Source organism: Pedobacter rhodius (assembly GCF_027213645.1).
Classification (GTDB): domain Bacteria; phylum Bacteroidota; class Bacteroidia; order Sphingobacteriales; family Sphingobacteriaceae; genus Pedobacter; species Pedobacter rhodius.
This window is the reverse complement of the sequence record NZ_JAPWGL010000004.1, coordinates 160,997-186,979: the sequence shown is the minus strand read 5'-3', so window position 1 is coordinate 186,979 and position 25,983 is coordinate 160,997. Positions and strand designations below refer to the sequence as shown.

General features: G+C 38.2%; 11 protein-coding genes. 5 read left to right on the top strand and 6 right to left on the bottom strand.

Features of this window, described 5'->3' with window-relative positions; translation table 11 throughout:
- Positions 1-121 precede the first annotated feature (121 nt).
- The gene (gene leuS, locus O0931_RS15085; RefSeq protein ID WP_269416417.1) at positions 122-2,908 is read left to right on the top strand and encodes a leucine--tRNA ligase; all 2,787 of its coding nucleotides are present in this window, start codon (positions 122-124) and stop codon (positions 2,906-2,908) included.
- 346 nt (positions 2,909-3,254) lie between these two features.
- Here leuS and O0931_RS15080 read toward each other — a convergent pair whose 3' ends face one another.
- On the bottom strand, positions 3,255-4,562 hold the full coding sequence (locus O0931_RS15080; RefSeq protein WP_269416416.1) for a DEAD/DEAH box helicase: 1,308 nt from the start codon (positions 4,560-4,562) through the stop codon (positions 3,255-3,257).
- Positions 4,563-5,055: 493 nt separating this feature from the next.
- On the opposite strand from O0931_RS15080, the gene O0931_RS15075 reads away from it, so the two are divergent.
- Both O0931_RS15075 and O0931_RS15070 read left to right on the top strand, forming a co-directional pair.
- Positions 5,056-8,286: a SusC/RagA family TonB-linked outer membrane protein gene (locus O0931_RS15075; protein ID WP_269416415.1), complete on the top strand. Its 3,231-nt coding sequence runs from the start codon at positions 5,056-5,058 to the stop codon at positions 8,284-8,286.
- 15 nt (positions 8,287-8,301) lie between these two features.
- Positions 8,302-10,014 (top strand): RagB/SusD family nutrient uptake outer membrane protein, encoded by a 1,713-nt coding sequence (locus O0931_RS15070; protein ID WP_269416414.1) that lies wholly within the window; start codon positions 8,302-8,304, stop codon positions 10,012-10,014.
- 372 nt (positions 10,015-10,386) lie between these two features.
- On the opposite strand, the gene O0931_RS15065 is transcribed toward O0931_RS15070, so the two are convergent.
- Both O0931_RS15065 and O0931_RS15060 read right to left on the bottom strand, forming a co-directional pair.
- A complete protein-coding gene (locus tag O0931_RS15065) occupies positions 10,387-11,721 on the bottom strand; it encodes an MFS transporter (protein ID WP_269416413.1) in 1,335 nt (444 codons plus the stop codon).
- A gap of 3 nt (positions 11,722-11,724) precedes the next feature.
- Positions 11,725-13,254: an APC family permease gene (locus O0931_RS15060; protein ID WP_269416412.1), complete on the bottom strand. Its 1,530-nt coding sequence runs from the start codon at positions 13,252-13,254 to the stop codon at positions 11,725-11,727.
- A gap of 271 nt (positions 13,255-13,525) precedes the next feature.
- On the opposite strand from O0931_RS15060, the gene O0931_RS15055 reads away from it, so the two are divergent.
- Together O0931_RS15055 and O0931_RS15050 are read left to right on the top strand one after the other, a co-directional pair.
- Complete coding sequence (locus O0931_RS15055) at positions 13,526-15,394, top strand: DNA topoisomerase IV subunit B (protein WP_269416411.1); 1,869 nt, start codon at positions 13,526-13,528, stop codon at positions 15,392-15,394.
- 96 nt (positions 15,395-15,490) lie between these two features.
- A complete protein-coding gene (locus tag O0931_RS15050; RefSeq protein WP_269416410.1) occupies positions 15,491-17,551 on the top strand; it encodes an ATP-binding protein in 2,061 nt (686 codons plus the stop codon).
- 1 nt (position 17,552) lies between these two features.
- On the opposite strand, the gene O0931_RS15045 is transcribed toward O0931_RS15050, so the two are convergent.
- From O0931_RS15045 to O0931_RS15035, 3 genes are read right to left on the bottom strand one after another with little or no spacing between them, the layout of a single operon-like run.
- Positions 17,553-18,581, bottom strand: a complete 1,029-nt coding sequence (locus O0931_RS15045; RefSeq protein WP_269416409.1) for a YihY/virulence factor BrkB family protein — start codon at positions 18,579-18,581, stop codon at positions 17,553-17,555.
- 7 nt (positions 18,582-18,588) lie between these two features.
- The gene (gene tamL, locus O0931_RS15040; protein WP_269416408.1) at positions 18,589-20,847 is read right to left on the bottom strand and encodes a translocation and assembly module lipoprotein TamL; all 2,259 of its coding nucleotides are present in this window, start codon (positions 20,845-20,847) and stop codon (positions 18,589-18,591) included.
- Between the two features lie 16 nt (positions 20,848-20,863).
- The gene (locus O0931_RS15035) at positions 20,864-25,858 is read right to left on the bottom strand and encodes a translocation/assembly module TamB domain-containing protein (RefSeq protein WP_269416407.1); all 4,995 of its coding nucleotides are present in this window, start codon (positions 25,856-25,858) and stop codon (positions 20,864-20,866) included.
- Positions 25,859-25,983: the final 125 nt, after the last annotated feature.

The window sequence follows — 25,983 nt, the reverse complement described above, 5'->3', positions numbered from 1 at the left end:
CAGATATAAATCAAAATTCCTTGAAAATCTGTGTTTCCGTGGCAAAAAAGCGGCGAAAATTATGTTTCACTAAACCCCTTTATTTCCGTAATTTTGCCCCTTTAAAAATTTAAAACCTGCAATGGATTACCAATTCAAAGAAATAGAACAAAAGTGGCAGAAATTTTGGGCCGATAATCAATCATTTAAAGCCGAGAACCATTCTGAAAAACCAAAATATTATGTGTTAGATATGTTTCCTTACCCATCGGGAGCAGGTTTACACGTTGGTCATCCGCTGGGTTACATTGCATCAGATATTTTTTCGAGATACAAACGCCTTAAGGGCTTTAACGTTTTGCACCCGATGGGTTACGATTCTTTCGGTTTGCCTGCAGAACAATATGCTATTCAAACGGGTCAGCACCCGGCTATTACAACCGAAGCGAATATTGCCACTTACCGCCGACAGTTAGATCAGATTGGTTTTTCTTTCGATTGGAGTCGCGAGGTGCGTACCAGCGAGCCTTCTTATTACAAATGGACGCAATGGATTTTCATGCAGTTGTTCAATTCCTGGTATAATATTGAAAATGACAGGGCAGAAGACATTACCACATTAATTGAAAAATTTAATGCTTCAGGCACAGCCGATGTTAAAGCCGTTTGCGATGAAGATGTGAAATCTTTCCTGCCGAGCGATTGGGCAACTTTTACTGAAGAAGAAAAACAGGTTGAATTGTTGAAATACCGCATGACTTATCTTCGGGAAAGTACGGTGAACTGGTGCCCGGCTTTGGGAACGGTTTTGGCAAACGACGAAGTGAAAGATGGTTTTTCGGAACGTGGCGGATTTCCTGTTGAGCAGAAGAAAATGATGCAGTGGAGCATGAGAATTACCGCTTATTCTGACAGACTTTTGCAAGGTTTGGATACCATCGATTGGCCGGAGCCAATTAAAGAAATGCAACGCAACTGGATTGGGAAAAGTGTTGGCGCATCGGTAAAATTTCAGGTTGAAGGCAACGACAAACAAATCGAAGTTTTTACAACCCGTGTTGATACGATTTTTGGAGTTTCCTATTTGGTTTTAGCACCGGAGCACGAGTGGGTTGCTGAACTAACTACCCCAGCGCAAAAAGCTGACGTAGAAAATTATATTGCCCAAACCAGAAAGAAATCAGAACTGGACCGCATGGCGGATACAAAAACGGTTTCGGGGGCTTTTACGGGTACTCATGTAATTAACCCGGTGAATGGCGAACGCGTTCAATTGTGGATTGCAGATTACGTACTTGCAGGTTACGGAACGGGCGCGGTTATGGGTGTGCCAAGTGGCGACCAACGCGATTGGTTATTCGCAACGCATTTCAATTTGCCAATTATTCAGATTCTGGATGGACAAAAAGATCTCGAAACACAAGCCGATCCAACTAAAGAAGGAAGATACATTAACTCAGGCTTCATCAACGGACTAAACTACAAAGAAGCGATTCCGTTTTTAAATAACTGGTTGGAAGAAAATAAAGTCGGAAAAGCAAAAGTTAACTTCCGCCAGCGTGATGCGATTTTCGGTCGCCAGCGTTATTGGGGAGAGCCGATTCCCGTCTACTTTAAAGATGGTTTGCCTTACTTATTGAAGGAAGAAGAGTTGCCTTTAATTTTGCCGGAAATTGATAAATATTTGCCAACTGAAACCGGCGAACCACCTTTGGCAAGAGCTGAAGGTTGGGTACCTAAAGCGGGCGGGAGTTACGAACTAAGCACCATGCCGGGCTGGGCCGGAAGCAGCTGGTACTGGTACCGTTATATGGATGCCAATAATAATGCTGAATTTGCATCAAAGGAAGCTATTGAATATTGGAAAGATGTGGATTTATACATCGGCGGTTCGGAACACGCAACCGGGCACTTATTGTACAGTCGTTTCTGGAATAAATTTTTGAAAGATTTAGGTTATACCAAAGAAGAAGAACCTTTCAAAAAGTTGATTAACCAGGGAATGATTCAGGGCAGAAGTAATTTTGTTTACAGAATTAACGATGCTGATGGGAAACCAACAAATACCTACGTATCAGCAGGGCTAAGAAAAGAATACAAAACTTCAGCATTGCATGTTGATGTGAACATTGTCGAAAACGATACTTTAGATTTAAATAAATTCAAAGCCTGGAGAGAAGAATACGCAAATGCAGAATTCATTCTTGAAGGTGGAAAGTACATCTGTGGTGTAGAAGTAGAAAAAATGTCGAAATCAAAATTCAATGTGGTTAATCCCGATGATTTGATTGAGCGTTACGGCGCCGATACCTTGCGTATGTACGAAATGTTTTTAGGTCCGCTGGAGCAAAGCAAACCCTGGAATACAAATGGTATTGAGGGTGTGTTTAAGTTCTTACGTAAGTTCTGGCGGTTATTTCATAATGAAGCTTGGGAATTTGCTATTTCTGACGCAGAACCAACCAAAGCCGAGCTAAAATCATTACATAAAATCATTAAGAAAGTTCAGGATGATATCGAGCGTTTTTCTTTCAACACCTCTGTTTCCAGTTTCATGATTGCGGTTAATGAGCTAACGGATTTGAAATGCAACAAACGCAGCATCTTGCGGGATATGGTAGTCATTTTATCGCCATATGCGCCGCACATCTGCGAAGAACTTTGGGTTCAGTTGGGTAACCAACCAGGAAGTTTATCTTACACAGAATTTCCAGTTTTCGACCCCGTGCATCTGGTAGAAGATGAATTTGCTTACCCGGTTTCCATCAATGGGAAAATGAAAATGAATTTGAGCCTGAGCTTAACATTGGCGCAACCGGAAGTTGAAGGAATTTTGTTGGCTAACGAACAGTTCCAGAAATTCCTCGATGGCAAAGCGCCAAAGAAAATCATTTTCGTTAAAGGAAAGATTGTTAATGTTGTCGTATAAGCTGAAAGGTTAAAGACTAAAGCGGAAAGCTTTCCTGTAATTTTTATAATAAGAAACCCCGGGTTGAGCAAATCAATTTTGGGTTTTTCATTTTAGGCTATCGTCATTCCCAATTTTACTGAGAATCTTAAAGCTAATCGTATTAAGATTTCTGCCTGCGCGGGAAAGACGACCGCTCTTGGGCGACCGTTCATATATGTGTTAAGCACTTCGCCTATTCATCGCGATCTGGCTTCAGCCGCCGGAAAAATAGAAAAACAAAACCCGGGCTGTAATTTACAATCCGGGTTTTATACAATTCGTGTGAAAGCTTTATCCTTTCAGCTTTATCCTTTCAGCTTTTAGCTTACTTCGCTTTAGCCTTATTTCTATTTCCACCAAATCTCCTGTTATTGCTGGCGTTACGGGGTTTACCGCTCATGTTGCCATCGGCTCCACTTCTTTTACCGCCGCCGCCACCTTTCGATTGTGCCTGAGGTTTGCGTTTTACCTGGTTTTTAGCCAGCATGCTTTCCCAGGTTAATGGATAAGGGTGGTTATCAACAATGGGTAAAGTAATTTTTATCAGTTTTTGGATATCCAATAAGTACTCATTTTCTTCCGCATCGCAGAATGAAATGGCAATACCATTTGCCCCGGCACGACCCGTACGACCAATTCTATGCACGTAAGACTCCGGAATATTTGGTAATTCGTAGTTGAAAACGTGAGATAACTGGTCGATATCAATACCACGTGCAGCAATATCCGTTGCCACCAAAACACGAATTTTCCGGTCTTTAAAGTCGGTTAAGGCCCGCTGACGAGCATTTTGTGATTTGTTTCCATGGATCGCTGCAGCTTTAATTCCCGCATGGGCTAAGTCTTTTACGATTCTATCCGCACCATGTTTTGTACGGGTAAAAACCAGCGCCGTTTCAATTGCCTTATCTTCTAAAAGGTGAATTAACAATTTCTTTTTATCAGGTTTATCAACGAAATAGATTGATTGATTGATGGTTTCAGCTGTTGAAGAAACTGGTGTAACCTCCACTTTCGTAGGGTTGGATAGGATCGTATTTGCTAACTTTTGAATTTCATCAGGCATGGTTGCTGAGAAAAATAAAGTCTGGCGTTTCGCCGGTAATTTAGCTACTACTTTCTTCACATCGTGAATGAAACCCATATCCAACATCCTGTCAGCTTCATCTAAAACGAAAAGTTCAATAGTATTTAAGCTGATAAATCCCTGGTTCATTAAATCTAATAAACGACCGGGGGTAGCAACCAATATATCAACGCCTTTCCTTAAGGCCTCAACTTGCGAATGTTGATTTACCCCACCAAAAATTACCAGGCGGCGTAAATTTAAATTACTGCCATAAGCTTTAAAGCTTTCTTCAATTTGAATGGCAAGTTCGCGGGTTGGGGTTAACACCAAAGCTTTTATGTTTTTTGTTGCTTTGGTATTAATGTGTTTTTCGTGCAATAATTGCAACATCGGGATGGCAAAGGCAGCGGTTTTACCTGTTCCGGTTTGCGCGCAGCCTAATAAGTCTTTTCCTTTTAATATTGTGGGGATGGATTGCTCCTGTATAGGTGTCGGTTGTGTATAACCTTCTTTCTCAAGCGCCTTTAAAATTGGCTCAATGAGGTTTAATTCTTTGAATAACATGTATCTGTTTTTGTAATATTTGTTGAAGAAGCTAGAACAATCATTTGTTGAAGGACTAACTTGCGGAGAGAATATGCCATTCAGAATGGCAAGCCCTTATTCCTGCTTCGGCGGCAAATATACGAATTATTATGGAAAAACTAAACCTCCTTTAAGCCGAAGAGTTTGTATCAATATTATTATAGTTATCAGGTAAGCAATTTATCTTTTTTGTATGACCATAATTATTTATTTGTATATTTATTATTATAATAAGTATTTTATTTATCATTGTTAATAAAGTATTTTAGAATACATTATTGTAATTATTAACTTCTAACCAATTATTATGAAAACTCCATTACTCTATTTTGAGAAATTTATTTCTCCCCCATCTGTACAGTATTTAAAAAAGGAATCGGCTTTTAACTGCTGATGAATTATGTACGCTGATACGTAGATTCAAATAATCTATAAAGTCTGATTTCAAAAATTATTTACTAATCATTAACATATGAAAAAAAATCTATCTTTTATCAAGAGGAGTTTTCTGCTCTTGTGCCTGGGCATGCTGTTTGCCATTACAGCAAATGCACAAACCAAAGTAACCGGGAAGGTAACATCCAGTGATGAAAAACTTCCGGTAATCGGTGCAACAATTAAAGTCAAAAATGCAACTAACGGAACCACTACGGATGCGAATGGTGCATTTTCAATTACGGTAAATCCAACTGATGTACTCGTCTTTTCTTTTGTTGGCTATGTAACAAAAGAAGTTTCGGTAGGTAACCAAACCAATATATCCGTTATTTTGCAGGCCGAAAACAACAACCTTACCGAAGTGGTCGTAACAGGTTACTCTGCCCAGCGAAAAAAAGATTTAACCGGTGCAGTAGCAGTGGTGAGTATGGATTTGTTAAAAGCCCAGCCTGCTGCAAGTGCTGTAGAAGCTTTGCAGGGTAAGGCTACCGGCGTGCAGATTATAAACGATGGTGCACCGGGCTCTACCCCACAAATCCGGATTCGTGGTACGAGTACAATTAATAATAATGAACCACTTTACGTTATTGACGGCGTTCCTTTCGAAGGCAAATTATCCTGGCTTAACCAAAATGATATCGAAAGTATGCAGGTTTTGAAAGATGCCTCTTCTGCGTCTATTTACGGTTCGAGGGCCAATAACGGCGTTGTAATCATTACAACAAAAAAAGGTATAACAGGTGCGCCGAAAATTACATTGGATTCTTATTATGGTACCCAGGCGCCGAGAAAAAGCAGTTTTCCCGAAATGATGAATCCTCAGCAATACGCACAATACGTTTTTGACGGTTACAAAAATGCCGGGAAAGCAATCGCAGCAGGCAGAAACTATGGCTCAGGTCCGACACCGGTACTTCCTGAATATCTTGTTGCCGGTTCAAAATTAGGTCAGGATGTTACGGCAGCAGATGCTGACCCTTCAAAATATAATTATAGCCGCGATCCAAACCTGTTTTATCAGATTACGAAAGCAAATAAACAAGGTACAAACTGGTTTGATGAGATAACTGATGCTGCCCCGGTTCAAAATTATCAGCTGAGTGCTACAGGCGGTGGAGAGAATGCAACCTATACCTTTTCTGGTGGCTATCTCGATCAAAAAGGAACCATCAAGTATACAGGTTTTAAGCGATATAATTTTAGGTCGAATACCAACATATCTGCCTTTAACAAACATGTGCGTTTTGGTGAAAATGCGCAATACAGTTACTCGGAAGGTTATGGATTTGGTGTTAATCCAAATACACCTGGTGGTTATCAGGATCAGGGAAGTGCTTTGGGATGGGCTTACCGTATTCCAACAATTATTCCGGTTTATGACATTAACGGAAATTTTGCCGGAAGCCGCGGAAGCCAGCTGGGTAATGCCGAAAATCCGTTGGCTTTCCTTTACCGTGCTAAAGATAATTTAAATAAAAGCAATTTCTTTTTTGGAAATGCATTTGCAGAAGGCGACATTCTTCCTGGTCTGGTACTGAGAACAAATTTCGGTTTACGTTACGAGAACTTTAACGGTTTATCCATGCGTTACCCGAATTTAGAATTCTCCGAGGGAAACAATTCAAATAACCTGAACGAATACCAGGGCTATAATACGGAGTGGACCTGGACGAATACCTTGAATTACAGTAAAGTATTTAATGAGAAACACCGACTGAATGTATTAGTTGGTACGGAAGCCATCCGATCGAGATCGAGGCAATTAAACGCAGGCAGAAATGACTTCTTTATTTTAGGTAATCAGGATTATTATTATTTAAGTACAGGCTCTTCTAATATTAGCAATACAAGTTTCGGTTCGATAGGGTCGCTTTTCTCCCTGTTCGGTAAGGTAGATTATTCTTATCATGACCGTTATTTAGCCAGCATAACCCTTCGCCGCGATGGTTCCTCCAACTTCGGAGATGCCAATAAATATGGTTTTTATCCTGCAGCAAGTGCAGCATGGAGATTATCGGAAGAAGAATTCATGAAAAGTGTAAAATGGGTTAGCGACTTAAAAATTCGCGTAGGCTACGGACAAACCGGTAATCAGCGGATACCACCATATCAGTATATTAACCGTTTCCAAAGTTCTATTATAAATTCGGCGTACGCAGTTGGTGGTGCAAATGGATTAACAACCGGTGTATGGCAAAATGCGTATCAAAATGCTGATGTAAAATGGGAATCTTTAAAAGCCCTGAACGTCGGTTTGGATTTTACCCTGTTAGGTGGTGCCTTTGATGGATCTATCGATTGGTATAATAAAAAAACATCAGATATGCTTTACAACCTTCCTTTGCCGGCGAGTGTAGTTGGTTTGGGTAGTTCACCATTTGTAAATATTGGTGATATGAGCAATAAGGGTATCGAATTTAATGTAGCTTACCATTATGGTAGAACAGCTGAAAGCCCGCTCAGATTTGATGTCGGGTTAAATTTTTCAAAAAACAACAACAAGATTGTAAGGTTAGCACCGGGTATTTTTAACCAGGTTTACGGTAACTACAGAAGTTTACAAACCAGTGTGTTGCAAGAAGGCGCACCGTTCGGTTCATTCTATGGTTATAAAACTGCGGGAATTTATCAAAGCACTGCCGATATACAGAATAATCCATCTTATTCAGGCGCAAGGGTTGGTGGTTTGCGTTATCAGGATGTTAACGGAGACGGCTTAATTGACCCGAAAGACCGTACCATAATAGGTGATCCCAATCCGGACTTTACATATGGTTTGAATTTAAATGTATCTTATAAAAACTTCGATGTTGCTGCATTTATATACGGCGTTCAAGGAAATGATATTTTCCAGGCCACCCGTTATTTCACAGATTTCCCATCTTTCGATGGTGCTAAAAGCACGAGATTATTAGATGCCTGGAGTCCTTCAAATCCAACAAGTCTTACACCTTCTGCCTATGCAGGCGCATCAGATTTAGAATTTGCGTCATCAAGCTATTATATCCAGAACGGGAGTTTTGTGAGGTTAAAAAACATACAGATTGGTTACTCAATCCCTACGGCTAAAGCCTTTGGTTCAAAGGTCGCCATTAACAGGTTAAGGGTTTATGTAAGCGCAACAAACTTATTTACCATTACCAAATATACCGGCATGGACCCAGAGGTAAGTCAGATTACGGATACCTTTTCAGCACCAGGTGTAGATCAAGGTGTTTATCCTACGCCTCGTCAGTTTTTAATCGGTATTAATGTTGGATTTTAATTAAAAGATATAAAGATGAAACATATAAAATATATTATCCTTTCGCTGTTAATTTGCAGTACACTTTCCTGCAAGAAGGAATTTTTAACTGTTCAGCCTCAGGGAGAACTTACGGAATCGCAATTAACCACACAGGATGGTGTTGAAGGTTTACTGGTTGGTGCTTACAGCTTATTAAACGGTAATGTTAATGGTACTTATGGAAATTATGGTGCTGCACCAAGCCAGTGGTTATTTGGTGAGGTTGCTTCCGATAATGCACATAAAGGAAGTAGCGTAGGTGACCAGCCGAATATGAATGCCATTGAACAGCATGCACCAACGAGTACAAATGATAATTTATCAAACATCTGGAACAGGTGTTTTGAAGGTATTCAGCGTTGCAACAATACCCTGAAAATACTGGCCAATTTACAAGCCGGTCAGGGTTCGGTTAAATTTGGAGATGCCCGTGCAAAAGAAATACAGGGAGAAGCCCGCTTACTGCGTGCGCATTATTATTTCTTTTTGGTAAGGGTTTTCAAATTGGTTCCTTATGTAACAGAAGCAACAACGGGTACATTTGTGCCAAATGATAAAGATATTTATCCGAATATCGTTGATGATCTTACTTTCGCTGTAGCAAATCTAAGTACAAGCAAACCAAAAAATCAAAAAGGACGTGTAGATAAATACGCAGCTCAGGCTTATCTTGGAAAAGTATATTTGTATCAGAAAAAATATACCGAAGCCTACAATTTGCTTAATGCCGTAATTTTAGCTAAACCGGACTTGACTACGCTGCCTTATTCTGATAACTTTGATATCACTAAAGAAGACGGTCCTGAAACCATTATGGTTGTAGAACATTCCGTTGGAACAGATGGCACCGGTGGGGATAATGGAAACGTAGGCGATATTTTAAATTTTCCTTATGGTAATACGCCGATTAACTGCTGCGGTTTCTTCCAGCCATCTATTGATTTGGCCAATGCTTTTAAAGTAGATGCAAACGGTTTGCCATTGCTTGACGGTAGCTACAGAACGAATCCGTATAAATCTGATTTTGGATTAACCGGCGCCGCCAAAGATAATTACGTTGTGGATAAAACCCTTCCTTTAGATCCTCGAATAGAATCAACTATTGGCAGACGTGGCGTTCCATATCGCGACTGGGGAATAATGGCCGGCGATACCTGGATTCGTGATGTAAGTAATGGTGGTCCGTTTGTTGCCGTTAAAAATACAATAGAAGCTGCTCAGATTGCCAGTGGTACTGCACCTGGTACAACCAATGTAACCGGATTAAATGTTAACCTGATTCGATTAGGTGATGTTTACCTGATGGCCGCAGAATGTGCTGTGGAAAATGGCGATTTAAGTCGGGCTTTAACGCTCGTAAATGCAGTTAGGCAACGTGCTGCAAAAATAACTCCGCAGCAAATCAATGGTTCGCCCGCAGCAGCCTACAAAGTAAGTCCTTACCCATCTTTTCCAAACGCTACTTATGCCAGAAATGCAGTACGTTTTGAACGAAGACTGGAATTGGCTATGGAAGGTCATCGGTTTTTCGATCTTGTTCGCTGGGGAATTGTTAAACAGACACTGGAAAGTTATTTTTCTTTTGAAGGCGGGTATTTCGATTATTTAAAAGGTATTAATGTCGAAACACGGGATGAATACTTTCCGCTGCCTCAAGACCAAATCGATAGGAGCAAGGGCACACTTAAGCAGAGCCCGGGTTACTAATTTGTGGTTTAACTTATAATTATAATACATGAATATGGGTGCTGATTAATCACACCTTTATTCATGTATTTTTTTGTTTAATGCTATTGCGGTTGATAAACTATTGTAATTTACCACCTCAGACATCTTAGTTCATCTGAGGAGCTTTATAAAAACTGCTTATATTTCCTTAAATATATTATATGGTAAAACTCGCTTTATGCGCTTTGCGGTTAATAAACTATCGTGATTAACCACCTCAGACACCTTAGTTCACCTGAGAAGTTTTACACAGCCCGCTTATATTTTCTTTAATATCTTATATGGTAACACTAGCTTGGTGTGCTTTGCGGAAAACTTGTGTCCCTTTGCGGTTAAAGATATCTCAACTACCTACTTCTTTTCTTTAAACCTGGTAAAAAACAGAAACGCGAGTAAACAAAGTCCGAAACCAACAACTCCATTAAGGCGTAAGCCGAAGTCATTTCCGGGATCTTTACCGTAAATGGTTAACATCGCAAAGATTGCGATACCAAAAGTCTGACCGAGTTTTACGAATAAATATTTGACAGCGAAGAACATACCTTCATGATTTTCGCCGGTTGTCAGCGTATCTTCCTGGGCAATATCCGCCAGTATTGCTGTAGGTAAAATGCCCAGTGCGGCTAAAGGGAAAGACGCAGATAAAACCAGTATATATATCTGTGTATATGGACTCAGGGGCATTTTTCCCAAAAAGAAAATGGCGATGAAAATTAAGCATAAAACCACAAAAGCAAGCAGTACAAAAGGTTTTTTGCCAAAGCGGGCCGAGCCGAAGTTCACTATCGGATAAAATAGCAAAGAAGCCATCACCATGGCGCCCATAAATTTTCCACCTTCAGATTCTGAAAGTCCTAACAAAACGGTACAAAAAAATAATAAACCGCTCGAGATAATACTTAAAGCAGTATAAAAGGCAAAATCAGAAATCAGGTAATATTTAAAATTGCGATTTTTAAAGGTGTTTTTTATCGCCGGCCAAAGCGGAATATGTGTTGGTTTGGCAACTGAGAATTCCTTTTCGTTGATGAAGAAAATAGGCAGAAGCATCACTAAGCCTGATAACAGGCATAAGCCCCAAATGGCAATTTGGACAGCCTCGCTGCGACTGGACACGACAAAATTCATTTGAACTAAATCAGCAAAATTATTGGTGCAGGCGGATAGAATAATACCAATTACGAAACCAACCTGCTGATAGCTGGATAACTTTACTTTTTGACGAGGCGTATTTGTTACCTCAGCCAGCAATGCATTATAAGGAATAATATAAGTGGTTACCGAAATGAAAAATAAGCAAAGTGTAACAGTTAACCACCATGCATTATGCAGGCTTTCTCCTTTTTGAATGGGATAAAAAACCAATCCGCAGAAAATCATGGCGGGAATTATTGCCCATTTCATAAACGGCAACCGGCGGCCATTCGGATTCTTGCTTGCATCACTTTTTGATGCAATAAAGGGGTCAAAAATAGCATCAATTAATCTGCCCGAAGCGGCAATGATTGATAAAATATTAAATGCGCCCAAAAAAACAAGCTGTGGAACCAGTGGCGGTAAACCCGAATTACTCGGCGGGAGGTAGAAATAGGGCAGCATCACAATGATAATATTCGTCATTGTACTCCAGCCAATCATACCGGCAGCGTAAGCAATTTCCTGCTTTAAAGAGAGTGTCTTATTCATGTCTTAAACCGAGGTTTTCCTATTAAACATTTTCGAAACAAAATAGATGATTAGAAAACCAATAAAAATATATAATCCGTTTAACGCAGCGTTCGGGTCATCCGCATAAATGCTAAACGCAACGAACGTGTAAGCAGCGATAAATATGATGGGCAATATAGGATATAAGGGGACGGTGTAAATGGTTTTTTTATCAAGATGTGCCGTGCGTTTCCTGAGGATAAAAATAGTGGCTGCAGAGCTGGCCATACTTATACTTTCGAGAAAAATCGTATAATTTAAAATTTTATCGAACGTTTTGGCGTAAAAAATAATGACAACGGCTATAACCGTAAAAATGGTTAAACTCCAGGTTATTACCTCAGTTTTCTTATTCATTTTGCTGAATAGTTTTGGCAAAGCACCTTCTTCGCCCATGGCAAACATCGCCCGTGGATTACTTAACAAATTCACATTAACATAGCCCATTACAGATATAAAAATGATAACGGAAAGCATTTTAAATCCCGCCGGACCAAATATTTTGGAAGCTAAAATAGCCGCAATACTTTCAGCTGATTTTAATTCTTCGAAGCCAATGACTTTTACATACACATAATTTATAGTCAGATAAAGAAGTACAATTATAGTTAAGCCGATAATAATCGAACGTGGAATCACTTTTTTTGCTTCCTTAACTTCACCGCCGAAATTGATGGTTTGCGCATAACCGGCATAAGAGAAAGAGACCGCAATTAAGCACAGGCCTAACGCTTTTCCATAGTCGGCCCAGGTTGGTAAAGCACCGCCTGAAGTTTTAAAAATTGGTGTAACGGCTTGTACTTGTCCGCCAAAAAATACCGCACAAATCAAAATTAAAATCAAACCGATTTTGATAACTGTTAATACATTTTGGGTTTTGGAACTGGCTTTTAAGCCTAATAAATTAATGAGATAAAATATTAAAATGGTGGTAATCGCGATAACAACCCGATAAGTTTCATTCTGCATTTCTGCAGGTAAAATAATTTTACCAAGGTATTCGGCACCGATTATCGAAATTGCAGCTACTGATGCGGCACTGGAAATTAATACAATACAGTTAATCGCAAACGCTATTGATGGATGATAGGCAATGGAGAAAATTTTGTAGTAGCCACCGGTTACCGGATAGCGAGAACCGATTTCTGCATAAGTTAGTGCGCCACAAAAAGCCACTAAACCGCCAATAAACCAGGCCAGGTAAAATAATTCTGGAATCTGAGCTTTTGCAGCCACATTCACCGGCGTACGAAAAATACCCATGCCGATTACCAAACTAACCACAATCATGGATAAATCGAAGCGCGAAAGTTGCTTTTTCTGTTGCATTAAAAGGAATACTAAATGATTGGATGAAGATAGGGAAAATATGGAAGATGGAGGAAATGTATGATGGAAGATGGGAAATGTATGATGATGGATAACGGAAGATGGATAACGGAAGATGGATAATGGAAGATGGATAATGGAATAAAAAACCGGGGATTTTAATGCAACCAGCCCGTCATCCATCTTACATCATTACATTTTCCATAAAATCTTACGTGTTCTGTTACTTTGTTGAATTTTATTTTGCTAGCCTCGAAGAATAAATCTATTATTGCATAATAATTTTGCTATTTGAGATCTTTGAAAACAAACAACAGTAATTTTCAAATTCTCGATAGCAAATCATCCCTGAAATTATCATGTTGAATGTTAAAGCTTATTCCGAACATCCCTCGTTATGGCTGCTTTGTATTAAAATAAAGTTCAATCAACCTGACAGCAAATAACAAAATTTATGGCAGAAGTAATTTATAACGACGACAGTATTCGCTCATTAGATTGGAAAGAACACATCAGACTACGTCCCGGTATGTATATCGGTAAACTTGGTGATGGCTCTGCACAAGACGATGGGATTTATGTTTTGTTAAAAGAAATTGTAGATAATTCTATTGATGAGTTTGTGATGGGAACCGGAAAAACCATTGAAATCACCGTTTCTGAACAAAAAATAAACGTTCGTGATTATGGTCGTGGTATTCCCCTGGGAAAAGTTATAGATTGCGTAAGCAAGATTAATACGGGTGGTAAGTACGACAGTAATGCCTTCCAGAAATCGGTTGGATTAAATGGTGTGGGTACGAAAGCAGTAAATGCATTATCCACCAGCTTCACTGTACAATCCTACCGGGATGGTAAAACTAAAAAGGTCGAATTCTCGAAAGGGGAGATCGTAAATGAGCAACCGGTAATTGATACAACGCAGCGAAATGGTACGGCCATTACGTTCTATCCTGATGAAACCATTTTCAGAAACTACCATTACATTCCTGATTTCGTGGAGAGCATGGTTTGGAATTATGTATTTCTGAACACCGGATTGACGATAAACTTTAACAATCAAAAATATTTTTCGGAGAGAGGTCTTTACGATTTACTTTCTAAATTTAATAAGCCGGAAGAGATCCGCTACCCGATTATTCACATGATTGGTAATGATATCGAAATTGCGATGACGCATGGTCAGCAATACGGCGAAGATTACCATTCATTCGTAAACGGGCAACATACTACACAGGGCGGAACGCATCAGGCGGCTTTCCGGGCTGCGGTAGTAAAAACCGTTCGTGAATTTTTCAAAAAAGAATTCGATGCTGCTGATGTTCGTTCATCAATTATTGCGGCCATTTCCGTCCGTGTGCAGGAACCTGTTTTTGAATCGCAAACCAAAACAAAATTGGGCTCTCAGAACATGGGACCCGAGGGGCCATCGGTTGCAACCTTCATTAATGATTTCGTTAAAAAGGAACTTGATGATTATTTGCACAAAAACCCGGATGTTGCTGATGCACTTCTAAAACGTATCAATCAATCGGAAAGAGAACGTAAAGATATTGCCGGTATTAAAAAACTGGCTAACGACAGGGCTAAAAAAGCATCATTGCATAATAAAAAACTTCGCGATTGTAAGGTTCATTTCAATTCTACTCATGAGAAACGTTACGAAACTACCTTATTTATTACCGAAGGCGATTCCGCATCAGGTTCGATTACAAAATCCCGTGATGTAGACTGCCAGGCTGTTTTCAGCTTAAAAGGTAAACCGCTTAATTGTTATGAGTTAACCAAAAAAGTGGTTTATGAGAATGAAGAATTCAATTTATTACAACATGCCTTAAATATTGAGGATGGTTTGGAAGGCTTGCATTACAATAATATTGTTATTGCTACCGACGCCGATGTAGATGGAATGCACATCAGGTTATTAATGATGACTTTTTTCCTTCAGTTTTTTCCTGATTTGGTAAAAGCAGGACACGTTTACATTTTACAAACCCCATTGTTCAGGGTTCGGAATAAAAAAGAAACCATTTATTGTTATAGTGACGAAGAACGCCGAAATGCCATCGAAAAATTAGGTAACAAGCCTGAAATTACCCGTTTTAAAGGATTGGGAGAAATTTCTCCTGATGAATTTGGTTTGTTTATTGGTAAAGACATCAGGCTTGACCCTGTTATATTGAAAGATCAAACCATTAAAAGTTTGCTTGAATATTATATGGGAAAAAATACGCCCGACAGGCAACAGCACATTATTAAAAACCTGCGCGTAGAAAAAGATGAGGTAGAGGAAGAACCTAAAATTATCGATGAGGTCGCATAAATGACATTAACACAATCGAAAAATTAATTAACGCATTTGAACATTATTAAAAATTCAGCACAAAAGTATTTAATCGTCGTATTTTTAATATTAGTCATGTTTGGTATAATAGCCGGACTGGTTGTTAATTTTTCTAAAATATCCCTCTTAAAATCCGGAAATAGGTTTATTCATGTTCAGAATGACTTCACTGAATTAGACAGCTGCATTTTTAAGCTCTACAACGCGGAAAATAATTGCAGAATGTATGTGATTGTTGGTGAACGGGATTATTACACAAAATTTCTAAGTGAGGTTAAAGAATTTTCTTCGATCGTGGATAAAATTGAAGAGCTGAATCAAAGCGAACAACCACTATCGAAAACGCAATTTAATAATTTAATTAAGCAGAAAAAACTTAGAACTGCACAGTTCATTGTTTTAAAGCGACTCGCTGATAGCTTACTAAGTTTTTCTGTCGAACTGGGCAAAAATGTAAACAAAATCGTCCCTGTCCGCAAATTGATTATTAACCGGAAGTTAAAGACAATTATAAAGTTCGACACCCTAAAATCAAATCGTACGTCCTTTCAATCTGACAAGAACTATTTTAATGCAATAAATACTAACGCCGTTTATGAAGGGAGACCGGCATTCATCAGAGATGTTATTTCACCGGATTCTTTTCCTGTTAACTCAGCATACCAAAAAATGCAGTTTAAAGCCATTGATAATTATATCAGGCTTTATAACATTAATAAAAAATTAAAAAGCAAGGAAAAGAAATTGCTTAACGTAAATCATCTGCTGATATCTACTATTCTAAATGGATTAAAGCAGTATAAATTGAAGGAGAAAGATTATTATTCTTCTATACAGCATTCCGCGAATGTAAAAAAGGATGGTACAGTAGAAAATTTAGATAAATTCACGGTCTTACTACTTGTTTTAGCAACTGGTTTATCATCGTTTGTTTTTTACATGGTTTATAATTTTTACAGAAACGAACAGGAGTTAATAGATTACAGTAAAAAAGCGGAACTTAATGCTTTATCCAAAAGTCGTTTTTTAGCAAATATGAGCCATGAAATTCGTACACCATTAAACTGCATCATTGGCTTTTCCGAGCAACTCACACAGGTTAATCTTGAGGAAAAGCAAAAAGAGCAAGTCGGTTTAATTAAAAATTCGTCGGTGCTGCTGCTGGATGTTGTAAATGATATTCTGGATTTCTCTAAATATGAAACGGGAAAAGTAAACATTAAACAGGTGGCGTTTTCGCCCTTATCGGCAATTCAGGATGTTTTCGACGGTATGAAGATTCAGGCCGATAGAAAGAAAATTGGTTTTATTAAAGAAATAAACATCCGAAAGGATATTTACCTCCTCGGCGACCCTTTACACTTAAAGCAGGTTGTAATGAATCTATTAAGCAATGCAATTAAGTTTACGGTTAAGGGGCATGTAAGTTTAAAAGCTGAATTAATAAAAACGGATTTAAAACAAACCTCATTAAAAGTTAGTATTTCAGATACGGGAACAGGTATTAAACCTCAGGATCAGCAAGTAATTTTTGATGAATTTGCACAGGCAGATTATTCGTCAACAAGAGGGAAGCAACAGGGTACGGGACTGGGACTAGCCATCTGTAAAAAAATAATAGAATTTCAGGGTGGCATCATCAGCGTAAACAGCGAGGAAACAAAAGGTTCGGTTTTTTCATTTGAGCTGCCTTACGAAATAACAAAGAAACCACCTGTAACAGAAACAAACTATGCTGTAAAAACTGAAGATGTACATGTATTAAAAGATAAACGCATTCTTTTAGTAGACGATAATGTATTGAATATCTTGCTGGCAGGTACAATTCTTAAAAAGTATAAAATTAATTTTGATTCTGCGCATAATGGATTTAAAGCCTGTGAATTATTTAACGAAAATGATTACGACATTATCGTAACGGATATCCAGATGCCTGAAATGTGCGGTATTGAATTAACCAGGCTAATCAGGGGAAATGAAAATACGTTAAGGAAAAACATTCCGATTTTAGGCTTAACTGCAAATGTAATGCCCGAAGACCGGAAGAAATACATTGAATCGGGTATAAACGAATTGGTTTTAAAGCCTTTTCTGGAAAAAGAACTAATTGAGAAATTAATTCAGATTTTAAAGTGATTTAAGATTTTATTTCCGGTGCATCAACCGTGTTTTCTGGATGTTGCGGCGGTAAAACATCAACTTTCTTTTCCACAATGGTAATCTTGGTAAATACCGCATATTTACTTGGCGAAATTCCACCATCGTATTTTTCTGCGTAGGCCTGGGTAAATTCTGCGCCAAAATAGAGGATTATAGATGTATAATAAATCCAAAGCAAAATTACGATAATTGAACTGGCCGCACCGAATGCAGAACCCGGGTTGCCTTTCTCTATATAAATGCCAATCAGGTATTTACCCAAACTGAAAAGGACCGCAGTAAATAAGGCGCCAATGAGAGCCGACTTCCATTTAATAATGACATCAGGCAAGACCTTAAATATCACCGTAAACACGGCCGTCACCGCGGCTAATGTTATTACATTGTTTAGTATGTAAATAATTAGCCCCATCGTATCATCGGCAACGGGAACCACCTTATCGATATCTGTTTGAGAAAGTAGCTTTATTAATTTATCCCCCAGGCCGACAACAATACTGTTTATCACCAGCGAAACCAATAAAAGGAAGCCCATTGATACTATCAGAGAAAAGGAAAGTAACCTGTTGGTCAGCATTTTCAGCCAGCCTTTTTTCGGAATGGCTTTAACTTTCCAAATCATGTTTATACTGTCCTGAATTTCTATAAAAATTGCTGTAGAACCAATAATAAGGGTTGCGATACCGATAATTAAACCAATGGTAGATTGTCCGCTCTTATTTGCATGTGTTACAAAACCCTCAATTTGCATTGCTGCGTCCTTACCGACCATTTCCGTAACCTGAACAAAAAACTTATTGCGCGTATCGGTATTCATTTTGTCGCCAAAGAACAATGTTGCTGCCGATAATATAATGATGATAAGCGGTGTTAATGAAAAAATAGTGTAGTAAGCAAGCGAAGCACTGAGCTTAGTTACCTTATCTTCAGCAAAACCTTTTCCTGCGGCAATAAAAAGATGATAAAGTGCAATAAAGAAATTTTTAATCTTGTTAATTAATTTCATAAAAAATTTAGAAAGGATAGCCTATTCCAATATTAAAAATTAAATTCTCTCTTCGCCAGTCTTTGTTTCCAAAAGCGATATTGTCAAACACCCATCGCTGGCCCTCTGGTAAATAAGGTTTACGAACCGGAAAAGCAACATCTAAACGAATAACAAAAATGGTAGCGTCGACACGTAAACCGGCACCAGTACCGACCGCCAACTCATTAAGAACATTGCTGACTTTAAATTCGGAACCTGGCCTTAATGGGTCTTCTTTTCTAAGCCAAACGTTTCCGGCATCTGCAAATAAAGCGCCATATAAAACACTAACCAGTTTAAACCTCAGCTCAGAGTTAAGCATTAATTTAACGTCTCCACCCTGATCGGCAAATATCGCGTTATCATCAACTTTAAATGTTCCGGGGCCTAATGTCCTGGCTGGAAAAGCCCGGATATCATTACTTCCGCCGGCAAAAAATTGGCGTACAAATGGTAAAGAAGTGGTATTGCCATAGGCATAACCATATCCTAAATTTAACCGGTTAGCCCAAATCAGGTTCCTGTTAATTTTATAATAGTCTCGTAAATCGGCCTCCAGTCTTACGAATTGCGTTAAAGGTGTTCCGAAAATTGATTTTTGTCCGTCATCATTTTTCGGAGCAAATAAGCCCCAAACGTTTCCCCCGGTTTCAATACCACCAAAAAAATAAGTGTTATTTCTTCGGCTCTCTTCCATCTGGTTGGTATAGGTGAAATTATAACTGCTACCAATAATGAACTGATTTTCAAGGGTAGCTTTTAATAGTGGATTTGCGGCATATAAGCTATCTCTAACGTCATCCGAAGGAAAACCTGTCGAGATATAGCTAACAGAAACAGGATTTAAATTATGCTCTTTGTATAAGTTTTCTTTAAAGTTATAACCAAACTCACCTTTAAAGGCTCGCAATGTGTATTCAGAACCCCTGCTTAACATTTGATAGGATAATGAAGCTATTGTTTTGGGAATAAAGGCCGTGGTGCTATTTGGCTTGTAAAAGGGTACAATAAACCTCGGAAAAGTTAGTTTACCTTCTGCAGTTAAAGAAAGAGAATTTCTTCCTAATGATGTTCCCCTGGTTTGCGTTTCAAAGCCGCCACTTACACTTACATCCAATTGCTCTGCACCCCGAAAAAGGTTTCTTGTTGTTTGCGTAACCTTAACTTCAGAACCTACGAAATTATTAGATTTACTGGTTCCGGTAACAGAGAAGGTAAGCGAGTTTTTTTTGAGCGGTGTCAGGTAAATATTTAAATCGAGCTGGTTATTTTTAAAGCTATCTACCGGTAAAAACTCTGCTCTCACATCCTGAAAAGCACCAATATTAACCATGCGGTTTAACGACTGGTTATGGTCTTTACGATTATAGGCTTCGCCTTTTTGGAAAAATACCAGTCTGTCAAAAAGCCTTGGTTTAAAAGTATTTTTATCATCGTAAATGTTGAAATCATTGTATTGCAATGGTTTTAACTTCCTTAATGCACCATCTCTCCTCAGGGAATAATTAGGGTAAATATTGATGGTTTTAATTGAATAAGGCTTTAATGCCGCATCAGGTGCAATATCTTTTACTTTTACAGAAATATTAACCAGGTTTTTACCGATTGTGCTGTCAACCTGCATAATCAGGTAATCCGGACTGAAATAGAAGTAACCGATTTCTTTTAAGTCATTATCAATTCTAATCCGTTCGTTTTTATAAACATCGAGGTCATAATAATCACCGGTTTTTAAAAGCGTTTTTTCTTTATTTGCATTAATAATTTTAGTTAAAACACCGGTATCCGGTGGAAAATTAATTTTGTTAATTTTATATCTGTCGCCGGTATTGGCGGTATATATTGCCTTACCTTTTTTTTCTTTAACAACCGTATCACCTGTAACCACAGCTTGTAAGTAACCTTCGCTGATTAAATAACTCGTTAACACATCATTATTATATTTAAGTTTAACTTCACTTAAAAGCACAGGCGGTTCACCCTGTCTTCTTAACCAGTTTTTAAAACCTTTAGGTTTTGTTGGTTCACCTGCAAGATTATATATGCCAAGCTTATATTTTATGCCTAATATAGACTTATTGGGGCGTGGCCGGGTTTTAGATTCCAGATCTGTTTTTACTTGTTTTTGATCATCAATTTTTGCCGATGAATCAGGATTGATATTTACTTCTGCACCGGTATATAGAATCTGTCCAGGTTTTAAGGATTTCGTGCTGCTGCAACCTGCCCAAACTAAACAGGCCATAATTAATAAAAAAGGTCTAGTTAGTTGTTTCATTTTGTGCTTTCTCTTCAATGTTTCTTATTCTTCTAATTCTCTTCTTCTGAAATATCTCTTTAAACTTATTGTAATCAACAACCAGTGTAAACCCTAATCCCGTTTCAATAATTTGCCCCTGAACAATTACGTCGTTCTGGTTTCTTCTGTATGCCCTCAGCCTATAACGCCCATCCGCAGATAGGGCATATTCTACATTAACATTACCGGCAATATCTGTCGATTTTTCACCAGGTGCCTGAGGACCTTCGAGTGCAAATGAGCTACCGACGGTAACCGTTAACCTGTCGTTGAGTAATTTTTTAGATAAGCCGACTTCTAAATCCGTTTTCTGCTGCAATGAACCGGTAGAATAATCTTCTGATGAGTTTACACCAAAGTTTAAATCTACACCCTGAATTAAGTCTGAAGTCAAATTATTTAATTGTTCGGTCAGCAGTTTACTTACGCTTGAACGGGCAAGCGTAGATACACCACCTCCGCCGCCGGCTAAACTTTGGAATGGGTTATTAGCAATAAACCTGTTCAATGCAAGTAAGGCAAAAACCTGTTTATTTAATTCGCTTTCATCCCGGTTAACATTTAATAATCTGGTGTAAACAATTCCACTTAAAGCACCTCGTTCATTTTCCGGTAAATCAAGTTTGAATGAAATGATGGGTTTTAACAATTCGCCTTTCATCATTAAATAAACCTGAAATGGTAATTTGGTTTTTGCCTGAACATTAGACGGATCATTTATTAAATCTATCGGTGCTGCATTAACTTCATACAAAGCGGTCAAATTAACATTTGCGGTAGTCGGCTCTCCTGTCCAGATAATTGTACTGCCTTTAACCAGTTTGAATTCTTTTTTGCCAAGCGGGCCAACCGAAAGGTTGTAGGAACCATCTGAAATTTCATAACGGCCTGTTAAGCTTATTTTCCCACTTGGATCCATCGTCGCATTTAGATTTGCATCACCACGAACCTTTAAAGCATCGCCATTCGATGGGTCGACAACTACATTAAGCTCCGCTTCGGGATCGATGGTTACGTTTGCAACCAGATTTATTCCTTTAATAGGCGACTTGCTTACACTATCTACTTTTAAGGCCCGCTGACCGTTGAAGGGTGGCGCATCGGCATCGATAAATTGTACAATACCTTCCTGGTCGATTATTGAAGGGTCGTTAGCAGGCAGCGCAAAAAAGAATTTTGTTCCTTTATTTACTTTAAGGCTCATGTTTACATCCGGCTGATTTAAATCACCACGAACTTTAATGTTACTGGTCAGGAACACCGTTCCGTAAATCATTTCATTATTGGCAGCAGTAGAATTTATCGCCCTGAAATTGTTCATCCGGATATCCAGACCGAAACGATAATTTTTAAAATCAGTTGTTAAAATTTTTCCGTTAATTGTCGCTTTTTGGTTCAGTGAATCTATCAGGGTAAAATTGTTAAAACTAATACCTTCATTTGTAAAGGATATTTTCTCATTAGGCATACGGAAATAAGAATTCACATAAGCCACATTAATACCGGCGTTATTAAAAGTCAGATCGCCCAGAATTTTGGGCGCAGTTAAAGCACCTTTAACTGAAAGTGCACCGGTTAACGTTCCAGTACCGTTTTTCAGCTGGCCTTGAGATAAACTCTCGATGTTTTTCATCTCAATTTTATCGATATTAACCGTTAAATCTAATGCACTTTGCGGCGCTGTGTAGTAAAAACCATTTACCCTCAGCTCATGTACGCCGGTTAAAGCGACATTAACTTCGAATGCATTTTGAGTATTATTGTTTACAGCTAATCTCAGGGTACCCAGTTGATCTTTTTGATAACGTAATTGGTCAATCGTCAAATTTGCCTCGAATTTTGGTGTCGATGCTAAATCTTTAACATTTGCCGTTCCGTTTAATCTTCCGCCAACCAATGTAGTATCGGTTTCTGCAAATTTTGTTAAAGTTTCTAATTGAAAATCTTTAAACGCTACATTTAAGGGTGCATTCGGTTGGGTTGGGTTACTGTTTATTGATAAAGACTGCCCGCTATTGCTGATTTCGAATTGGTTAACCAAAATGCCAGAAGCGCCGAACTGAATATAATTGTCTTGCGAAACCACCCATTTCTGATAGTCGAGCAACAATTTTTGCGGATCTAAACTGAATTTAAAATCTTTGTTTATCGACTGGAAAGTTCCGCCGATTACATATTTGTTTTTAAGTTGCCTGTCGCGAAGGAAAATGTTCACACCCAAATTATTATTTGCAGCATCTCCACTCACTTCTGTATTGAAAAGCGACACTGACGGACTTTGTAAGCCTTTAACAGTTAAAGAATAAGCCAGTTTATTGTTGTCGTTATTAATGTTTAAAACAGTGGTATCAACTTTAAAATCGCCATAAACTACTTGTGGAAAATTGCCTTTAATTTGCAGACTGTCCTTTTCTGTATCAATTAATCCGTAAAACTGCGAAGTTTTAAAAACAGTTAGTTCCGGTACAAATTGCTTTAATAATTTTGAATCATAAACCTTTACAAAAAACCGTAAGCGTTGATCCGGAATTTTAGTTACTTCACCAAACGCATAATATTTATTGATTTCATTAATAATGGCGTTGCTTACTTTCGTAAGCTGATATTTACCGTCAACTTTTGCTGAAAGTATTTCTGATTTCAATGTTAATTCATTTGAAGTTTCCGTTGTTTTTGCATTTAAGGATATGGTATCGACATTAATTCTTTGTGCATCTTTTACAAGCTGTAATCCTGTAATATCGACCGAACCATTTAAATAATCAGCATCAGCCGTTGCTAGATCTACTTTAACCACACCTGCGGCGCTTAAAACCGTCGGACTGAAATTCAAAGCCTGCAGGTCAACTTGTTTTAAGTTCAGATTCGCCTTTACCGCCGGATATTTGCCCGCCATATTCACTTTAGCATCCAGCGCAAAGTTTGCGTTGCTATCCGGCATGCTGCTTTTAATAATTATGTTCTGATTACTATAATTTCCTGCAAGGCTTAAATTGCGGTAAGTATATTTGTTATAATACGCACTTAAAACTTTTGCGTTAAACTTTGCATTGATTTTTTTAGGATCAAGGCCAGTGCCTGCGACATCAGCCTTAACCGAAACACGGCCTAATTTCGGCTGCATTTTTAATAAGCGGCCTACGTTAAAATTATTCAGATTAATGTTTGCTTTATAACTTTCCCTGCCTTTAGGTCCTTTCATTGATGCGGTTAAGATAGCGCCACCCATATCTGTCTGGATATTCATATTGGTGTTGAAATCTGTAAGCGAACCTGTGAATTTTCCTTTTGCGTTAATTACATTAGGCAATTCAATGCTTGGTGGTAACGATTTTTTGGGAACGGCGACCAGGATGTCAGCTTTGGTTACATAAAGCTTTTTAATGTTTAAATCGAGAAAAGTTTTATTAATATCGGGTAAACCTTTTGCGGTACCGCTGATGTCAATTTGGGTGTTTTTTAACCCGCTGATTTGCAGACGTGGAATATTTAAATTGTTTAGGTAGCCGTAAACATCAGCATTCAACTTAATTTTTTCATTTCGGTAATTCGCCGGAATGGCGTCGCTAAAATAGCCTGCATCTTTTAAACCTATAGTAGTATTCTTGAAATTTAATGCCAGTTTAACTTTTTCAGGATGCTTAGTCAAATCATCCATCGAAGTAAAATTCAGTTCTGTAGCATTTTCGATGCTTGTGTTAGGCGTTTTTAAAACGAAGTTGGTCAGCTTAATTTGCTTATCGTTATAAACGGCATTCCCTCTTAATTCATTTAAGGCAAAACCACTTTTCTCCTTTAACGAGCCATTTTTAACGTTGGCCTTTATACCTTCGGCACCATAACTGACATCACCTGCACCGAACGTTAAGCCGGAGATTTTTAGGTGATTAAAATCCATGCCTTTCGGAGCCGCTTTTGCACCCAAATTATCGAACTGTACATTGTTATCGGCCAGGCTGATGTTTTTAATGATTAATCCTAAAGTCGATTTTTGGGGAACAACCGTATCCTTTACTTTCTTTAAATCGTTACTCGGAGCAGGTTTAAAAGCAAAGAGGATATTTGATTTGTTCAGTTTTGCATCATCAACCGTATATTTACTATTGGTCAAATCTACCTTGAGGTTAACCAGACCCAATTCATTTACATCAGCTACCGCTTTTGTTGTCGAAACCTGATCATCGTAATTCACTTTTACATTGCTGAAAGCAAAATTTTCCACTTCAATTAAAGGTAATTTCCAAGCTTCCTTCTGACTACTGTCTATACTATTGGTCAGGTGTTGAACCAATTGGGTTAATGGTTTTTGTTGAAGGTATTTTAGTGAAGTGTTGTTTAAAGTCAGGTCGCGGATTACATAGTGTTGATTGGCTAAATCAAATGTTTTCAATTTAGTTTTAAACGCACCTAAATAAAGTTTAACATCATTCCCTGCAACGTCATCTCGATAGGTAATACCGATGTCTTCAAATGAAACCTTATCAACCGAAAATTTAAGTGTAGAAGTAGTGTCTTTATCAACTTTTTCTTCAGGTTTCTTCTGGTCGCTCATAAAAGCATCCACGAGGAAAGAAAAATTGAAAGTGGTATCCGGATTTATGCGTTTAACATTTGCACGTATATTTTTCAGTTCAATGTTATTTATTTCAACTGTGTTTTTTAAAAGTTTAAACAGGCTGATGTCGACCGCTAATTTTTCAGCATATAATAAGGTGTCGCCTTTTCGGTCTTCGATGTAAAACTTATTTAAAACCACATCTTTAGGGAGTGCAATTTTGATGCTTTCAAGGCTTACTTCCGTTTTAGTTTTGTTTTTCAGGTAATTAATGGCTTTACCTTTAACAAAGTTTTGCACTGCGGGAATGTTTAACGATAGTGCCAAAGCTACAACAAGTATGATGATTGAGGCAATTACCCAGAGTAAAACTTTAAGACTTTTACGTACGTATTTATTCAAAACGAATTGTGTTTGGTGATTTTATAAAATGCAAAAGCGTGCCATTAAAATTAATTTTAAGGCAATCTTTATAATTAATACAAAAAATAACCTAAATTGTTCGCCCCGCTAAAAAATTTAACATT